The organism is Lelliottia sp., from assembly GCF_045627565.1.
GTDB lineage: Bacteria > Pseudomonadota > Gammaproteobacteria > Enterobacterales > Enterobacteriaceae > Enterobacter.
On the sequence record NZ_JAZQNX010000012.1, the window covers coordinates 1 to 7,503 of the forward strand.

The 7,503-nt window shown below is 53.6% G+C and carries 7 protein-coding genes; all 7 read left to right on the forward strand.

From position 1 onward, the window contains the following. The coding region (locus ACKI5T_RS09160) for a LuxR C-terminal-related transcriptional regulator (RefSeq protein ID WP_407437116.1) at nucleotides 1-349 on the forward strand (349 nt) is incomplete at its 5' end. 22 nt (nucleotides 350-371) lie between these two features. After that, on the forward strand, nucleotides 372-3,953 hold the full coding sequence (locus tag ACKI5T_RS09165) for a response regulator (protein ID WP_407437117.1): 3,582 nt from the start codon (nucleotides 372-374) through the stop codon (nucleotides 3,951-3,953). 264 nt (nucleotides 3,954-4,217) lie between these two features. Continuing rightward, nucleotides 4,218-4,727: a fimbrial protein gene (locus ACKI5T_RS09170; protein WP_407437118.1), complete on the forward strand. Its 510-nt coding sequence runs from the start codon at nucleotides 4,218-4,220 to the stop codon at nucleotides 4,725-4,727. Nucleotides 4,728-4,832: 105 nt separating this feature from the next. Beyond that, the gene (locus ACKI5T_RS09175) at nucleotides 4,833-5,549 is read left to right on the forward strand and encodes a molecular chaperone (RefSeq protein ID WP_407437119.1); all 717 of its coding nucleotides are present in this window, start codon (nucleotides 4,833-4,835) and stop codon (nucleotides 5,547-5,549) included. Then, nucleotides 5,533-6,078 (forward strand): fimbrial protein, encoded by a 546-nt coding sequence (locus ACKI5T_RS09180; RefSeq protein ID WP_407437120.1) that lies wholly within the window; start codon nucleotides 5,533-5,535, stop codon nucleotides 6,076-6,078. The genes ACKI5T_RS09175 and ACKI5T_RS09180 overlap by 17 nt, the downstream gene beginning before the upstream one ends. 21 nt (nucleotides 6,079-6,099) lie before the next feature. Next, nucleotides 6,100-6,660 carry a fimbrial protein gene (locus ACKI5T_RS09185; protein WP_407437121.1) on the forward strand — a complete coding sequence of 187 codons (561 nt, stop codon included), beginning with the start codon at nucleotides 6,100-6,102 and terminating at the stop codon, nucleotides 6,658-6,660. 10 nt (nucleotides 6,661-6,670) lie between these two features. Then, nucleotides 6,671-7,414: a molecular chaperone gene (locus ACKI5T_RS09190; RefSeq protein ID WP_407437122.1), complete on the forward strand. Its 744-nt coding sequence runs from the start codon at nucleotides 6,671-6,673 to the stop codon at nucleotides 7,412-7,414. Nucleotides 7,415-7,503: the final 89 nt, after the last annotated feature.

Consider the following 7,503-nt stretch of genomic DNA (forward strand, 5'->3'; position numbering starts at 1 on the left):
CACAGAACGACATGGCTACGATCCGACTTTTATCAGCAAGAAAGAGGGCATGACCAATATTATTGCGGCGGTACACGCGGCGCAAAATGGTTACAGTTATTTCCCGTTATCATTGCAGACGTTTATGGGCAGTCTTTCGTCTGAACAGGAAATGTTGCAGTCGCTGTCGAGCCAGGAAATTAAAGTGATGCGCTATATTTTGAACGGTGATGACAATATGAAAATCGCCTCGGAAATGTGCATCAGTAATAAAACCGTGAGCACCTATAAAAGCCGCTTAATGGAAAAGCTCAACTGCAAATCGCTGATGGAACTTTTCTCCTTTGCGCAACGTAATGCAATCGGGTAATACGATGATAACGCGGGCCATTATGGCGCTGTTTCTGCTTTTTATGGCGAGTGTTCCGGCGCAATCCGCTAGCCCTGAACCCGCGACGCTTCAGCTCGCCAGTGATAATCAGGTATTTACGCCTGCGCTGCCATTGGGGCATTACGATCTGCTGTGGCTGGCGGCAAAACGTTCCCTGACGATTGCGGTATACGGGCAGGAAACGCCACCGCTGAGCATGAATTCGACCACCGCGCGCTACCGGGGAATGAACGCGGATTATCTACTGATGATGGAAAACTCACTCCAAATCAAAGTGGTGATTAAGCATTACGCGGATCTCAGTGCAGCGTTAACCGCGCTCAAAACCGGTGAGGCGGATATAATTCTGACTTCGCCCGCCGGTGAAGCGGATCTGGATCCGGCGTTTGCCGCCTCACTGCCGCTGATCCGCGCGTATCCAACGCTGGTGACCCGCCAGGTGGATGTCATGAAGCCACTTTCCAACGACAAGGACGACGTGTCGGTTGCGATTAAGCAGGGTTATCCGTCCGAACAGTTTATTAAGATGATTTTCCCCAAGGCGCACATTACGTCTTATGCGGATAACTATCTGGCGCTGGCGTCGGTGGCCAATAACGAAAACGACTATTTCTTTGGTAATAATCTTACGTCCAGTTTTATTCTGGTTCGCGATTTTTATCAGTCGCTGGAAATGGTGAGATTCTGGCGTGAACCGCAGACCGGGAATCATTTCGTCGTACCGGCTGGTCAGAAACAACTGCTCGGTATTCTCGACACCTTTATCAGTTCCCTGACGGAACAAACCCATAAACAAATTGCCCAGTCGTGGGTCGATACCGGCAATATTTCATTTTTAAATAAAGCGATGAAACTGACGCTGCGGGAAGAGCGCTGGATTGCCAAACATCCGGTGCTGCGCGTGCTGATTAACCCTTATTACGCGCCCCTGAGTATGGTGGACGAGCATCAGGAAATTCGAGGTTTGCTCGGCGATATTCTGAATCTGATCCAGCTGCAAACCGGGCTGGTTTTTCAGCCGGTGATCGCCAATTCGAATACGGATATGGTTGATATCATGCGCAAAGGCGGTTGGGACGTGTTGCCGACGGCAACGTTCAGCGCCGAACGTGAAGAGGAAATGTTATTCACGCATCCGTTTATCGCCACACCTTTTGTGCTGGTGACGCGGGCGTCGTCGGAGCAAGACGATTTGCTTTCGCCCGGTTCAAAAGTGGCAATCCCGGCCTATCATCCGCTGACCGACAAACTCAAAATGAAATATCCGGGCGTGGAATGGGTGATTGCTGAAAACACCAGTACCGCGCTCAGTAAGCTGATGCTCGGCGATGTGGATGCGGTGGTGTCTACGCAGCTCGCGTCGCGGTTTATCATCGATCACTATTATCCGGGCACGATGAAATACACGCGCATTCCGGATGAGCCTTCGGCGCAAATCGCCTTTGCGGTCCCGAGGGAATCCTCTGAACTGCAAAGCATTCTGAATAAGGCGCTGGACGATATTCCGCCGAAAGAGATCCTGAATCTGGCCGGAAAATGGACCAAAGCGCCGGACGTGAAAATCGGCACCTGGAATCTGTACAACCGGCCTTTTTATCTGGTGATCGGGCTTGCAGTTTTATTGGTGATCACCAGCCTGCTGTGGGGAGTGTATTTGCTGCGTGCCATTGGGCGGGGCAAAGACGCGCAGGCGGCGCTGAATTACCAGCTTATTTTCAGCCAGACGTTGTCCAATTCCATTCCCGTGCCGGTTTACGTCATCACGCTAGAAGGTGAACTGGAAAGTTATAACAGTGCGTTCAGCGATTTCTTTATTCCGGAGTTGCGCGGCTCGATGAATTATTCCCTGTTTGACCGGCGCAGTCCGCTGGCGGACGTTTTCCATGCCATTCAACCGGATATTTTGCTCGGTCTTAAACCCGGTCATGTGCTCACGCATTCGCTGACGCTCAATAATGGCGGTGAAAATCGTCAGATCCTGCACTGGCTGACGCTGTGTCGGATGCCGGAAAACCGGCCTGCGATTTTGATTTGCGGCTGGCAGGACATCACGGAATCCCGCCAGCTGATGAAAGCGTTGCAGGTTGAGAAAGACAAAGCCATCGGTGCGAATCAGGCAAAAAGTCAGTTCCTGGCCAGCATGAGCCATGAAATCCGCACGCCGGTCAGCTCGATCATGGGCTTCCTGGAGCTGCTGACCACGCGTAAACAAAGCGCGGAGGAAACCAAAGAAGCTATTCAGCTGGCGTACAGTACGGCGCAAACCCTGATTGCGCTGATTGGCGACGTGCTGGATATGGAAAAAATTGAGTCAGGCAATTTCACGCTGACGCCGGAATGGGTCGATCTGGAGCCGGTGATTAACGCCACCGTCGCCAATTTTGAAGGGCTGGCGCGACAGAAAAACTTGCGTCTGACGGTCGATTGCCGCCTTGAAGACGGCAAAACGCTCTGGCTTGATCCGCAGGCGGTGAAGCAGGTGCTGTCGAATCTGCTGAGTAACGCCATCAAATTTACCGCCGAAGGCGGCGTGGATGTGATTGCCCACACGCAGGCGATAGGCGAAGAGCAGGTTTATCTCACGCTCAGCGTGCGTGACACCGGCGAGGGCATCAGTCATGACGAACAGCAGCAATTGTTTAAGCCGTTCAGCCAGACTGATGTGGGGAAACGCCAGATTGGATCCGGCCTCGGGCTGGTGATTTGCCGTGAAATGGTGGAGCGCATGGCAGGGCAGATCAGCATTACCAGCCAGCCGGGCATGGGAACCACCATGATGGTGACACTGGTCACGCAGGCCTCGGATAACGCGCCCGCAGTGCCGCTAATTGCCGAACAGGAAGCGACGCGCCCAGCTGCGCTGCGGATTGTGATTGCCGAAGATAACCCGACCAATCGTTTGTTGCTGCGCCGTCAGCTGGATATTCTCGGGTATCACGTTGATGAGGCCGATGACGGCCTGCATGCGCTGAACCTCATCAAAAATCAGGATTACGATCTGCTGATTACCGATCTGAACATGCCCAATATGGACGGCATCACGCTTACCCGGCGGGTGCGTGAGCTGAATCAGCACATGGTGATCTGGGGGCTGACCGCCAATGCGCAGACGGAAGAAAAAGAGCGCTGTCTGGCTGCGGGCATGAATTTATGCCTGTTCAAACCCATCGATCTGCAACAGCTCAAGGCCGCGCTCAGCGGCGTGAACATGCCGGCGGACGGGCCGCCGCTGGATGCGTTTATCGACATGCCCACGCTGGAAGCGCACAGCCTCGGTGATAAAAAACTGATGTGTCAGATGCTGGAACAGTCACGGATTGAAAACGACAAAGACGTGGCGGCCGCCGTTCAGGCGTTGGCGTGTGAAGACTGGGAACAGCTGCAACATCATCTGCACCGCATCAACGGCACGATGCAGCTTCTGGGCGCGACTGTTTTGTATGAACTTGCCGAAACGCTGGAAAATCAGCTGGCCGCCGGGCTGCATCCGCCTGCGCTGGAAAAAGGCGTGTTGCAGCTGGAGCAGCAAATTCAATCCCTGAATGCGGCCATTGAGGCCTATGCCCGCTCCATTCGTTATTAATGATGGAAACTCAGTAACGCGAAAATAAAGTCATCCATTGTGATGGATTTATTTTTATTTCACGCCGTGCTAGTTTCTGAATCAACGTATTTATCACGCTGTTAATATTGCACGTCCTACGCCTGTAGTCGCTGACCTTCATTAAAATAATCCCCCTCTCATGGAGCGGATATTTGTTTCTGCGTACTATCTTTCCATCAGCCACGGCAGGCTGAGATAAATGTGTTTAATCGAAATAACTATCTTTTAATGAAGGATTGAGTAATGAAAAAAATTATCGCCCTTGCGCCCGTCGCTCTGATTTTGGGTTTTGCTGGTAACGTTCAGGCTGCAACTCAGGCTGATGTCACCCTGCAAGGGAATATTGTAGAAACCACTTGCGAAGTGACTGCAAATAACGGAGCTGCAACACTGAACGTGGGTTCTTTTGCTAAAACTGAATTTACAGCGGCTAAACAACAAGTCGGCGAAGAGCCACTGGTTGTTACCCTGAAAAACTGTGCAGCTGAAGAAGAAGGCGCATTGCAGGTGAGCGGCGTTGTCGGCTCTGACAGCAACCTGTTCCTGAGCGACGTGACCCAGACTGCGGGCTTCATGCTGAAGCAGTCTGACAACATCACTCAGGTCACCAACGACACCAGCATCCCGGTTGTTGCTGATGAAGATGGCGCGCTGACCTATGCCTTCACCACCGGTATGGCGGTGATGGACACTGCAAACGTATTGCCAGGTGCTTACAACGCGCCAATCAAGATTTCTTACGTGAGCAACTAATAGCAACATCCCCGTTATTCCCGTGAATAACGGGGACGACGCGAAGAGTAAGAAAAGAGAGGCACTTCGCTGCCTCTCTTTCCCATTGAACGGACAGAGAATATTATGAAGTTTCATCACAAAGCAGGCGTTATTTTAAGCCTGAGTCTGTTTTTAATTCAGCCGGTATATGCAAGTATCAATATTGGTGCATCGCGTATTATTTTTTCCGCAAACGACAGCAGCCAGAGTGTTGACATTAATAACCGGTCGCCGAATCAACCTTACCTTATTAATGTCGGTATTTCAGACAGTCTTTCGACGAAATCAACCGACAGCGCATTTATGCCCGCGCCTGCGTTATTTCGCATCGAATCTGATTCGACCAATAAAATTCGTATTCTGAAGAAAACGAATTCGCTGCCGCGTGACCGTGAATCGGTATTTTATCTGAATATTATGGCGATCCCGACCGGGAAGTCAGGCCAGAATAATACCGGCAATAGCGTCGGCGGCACGCTTCAGGTAGCGACAGGGAATACCGTAAAACTCTTTTATCGCCCGGATAATTTGCCGATGACGCAAAAAGAGGCAATGGGTAAATTGCAGATTTCCCATACAGGCCAGGGCGTGAAGGTGCTGAACCCGACGCCTTATTATATTTCACTGAACAAGCTGATGATTGACGGCAAAAAAATCAAACTCGATGTCATCAAAGGCACCAGCATGGTGGCACCGTTTGCGGCCAACACGTATCCGGTGAGCGTCGGACAGGGCAAAGCCGAATGGGTGGCAATCAATGATTTTGGTGGCGTGGAGGCGTTCCGTGGCACCGTCAATTAAGCCGGTTTTACTGTGTTTCACGGCAGGGCTTGCGCTGATTTTGTCCGGCGCAGCGGCCGGTGCTGCCACTACCGAAATAAAGGCCAACATCGTGGACGGCAGCTGCCAGGTTTCGCTCGATAACGCCAGCCTCACCTTTGACCGCAAAGACACCACGCAATTTGCCACCGGCACGGCGCAAATTCTGCCGCTGGGCGTGAACCTCAACTGCGTGGAAATGCAGGGCAAAGCGCCGTCGCTGAGTGTGACCGGTGAATCGGCCGGGCTGACCGACACGCGCTTATTCCGTGCGGCCAGTTCAACGGCGAAATACGCCGGTTTTATGCTGAAAAAAGGCGCGCTCACCAGCCTGACGGATTTCTATAACGCGGCGGATACCGTCGCGCCGGGCGATACCGTGCTGATAAGCCAGGACGACGGCAACTCAGTGCAACCATTCTCCGTTGGCCTGGTGCGCAGCGCGGGCGACCCGATGCTGACGCAGGGCAACGTCAACGCCAGAATCACGTTCGCCTTCATTTTCCCTTAACGCTTTCAACAGACAAACCCGATGAAAAATATCAACATTTTATCAGGGCATTTATTTGCCCTGAGGGCGTCCCTTTGCCTGTGTCTGCCGGGGGTCGCGACCAGCGCCACGGCAGCAGACGTGCAATTCAGCGCGACTTTTCAGGCTCCGACCTGCCAGGTTTCGGCACCGGCGACGCTGGATTTCGGCGCGATGCTTTCGTCTGACATCCGGCAGGGCGTCAGTCTGGCAAATCCGTTACCGCTGGAAGTCAGGTTATCGCAGTGCGCCGGATTTATTGGCGCGGTGCAACGCCCCGGCGTCACGGTGACGGGCACGGGCGACAGTGCATCCGGCGATTTTCTGTTCCGGCAGGCTACGTCTCAGGCGGTGAATTACGGCGTGCGCATTGTGACGGCGTCGGGCGCGGTCGTGGCCAACAACACGTTCCTTCCTGCGATAGTGGACGCCGCCAGTTTTAACGGCGGCTCCACCAGCATTCCGCTCAAAGTGGCGCTGTCGTGTAGCAATCAGTGTACCAACGCCGCCACGAAATCCGGGTTGCTGAATGCCAGCGTCACGTTTGATTTTGTTTATCAGTGAGGTTCCCACCATGAAATTACTGTGTTTACTCGCGCACCGGACGGTGACCGTCGCCGCGCTTCTGGCGGCGCTGGTGCAGGGTGCCGCCGCTGAAGATGGCGGGATCAGCATCAGTCGGACGCGTGTGATTTTTCAGTCCACCGATAACGCGCAGACGGTGAACCTGCAAAACCACGGGACGTTGCCGTATCTGGTTCAGTCGGCAGTGTTCGCTACCCCGACCGGACGCGAGCCAGCGCCGTTTCTGACCACGCCGCCACTTTTCCGGCTTGAAGGCAACAGCAAGAACGCCGTGCGGATTTTGCGTAAAGGCGCTGCGGCGCTGCCCGACGATCGCGAATCGGTGTTTTATTTCACCGCGATTGCCGTGCCGTCGATGACGCAGCCGAAAGAGGCCGAAGACGCCTCTCTGACCGCGCGAATTTCCGTGGGCATTCAGAACACCATCAAACTGTTTTACCGCCCGGCCGGGCTGGCGATGTCGCAGGAAGAAGCCGCGGGGCGTTTAACGTTTCAACATCACAGCGGGCAGGTGCAGGTGAATAACTTGACGCCGTATTACCTGACGTTCTCGCGGCTTGCGTTTGATGCAGCTGACGTGGACGTAAGCCGCGGGATCATGATCGCACCATTTTCACAGTTAAGCGTACCGGCTTCGGGCGGCGTCCGTCAGGCGCAATGGACCGTGATTAATGACTATGGCGGCAACAGCGCGCTGTTCAAAGCGGCCGTGCAGGGCGGAGGAAAATCATGAAACCGGCATTAACCCTCTTCCTGTTTATGGCAGCCCTGTTCGCGGCACAGCCGTCCTTTGCCACGCCGGAAAAAACGTCCGGTTTTTCG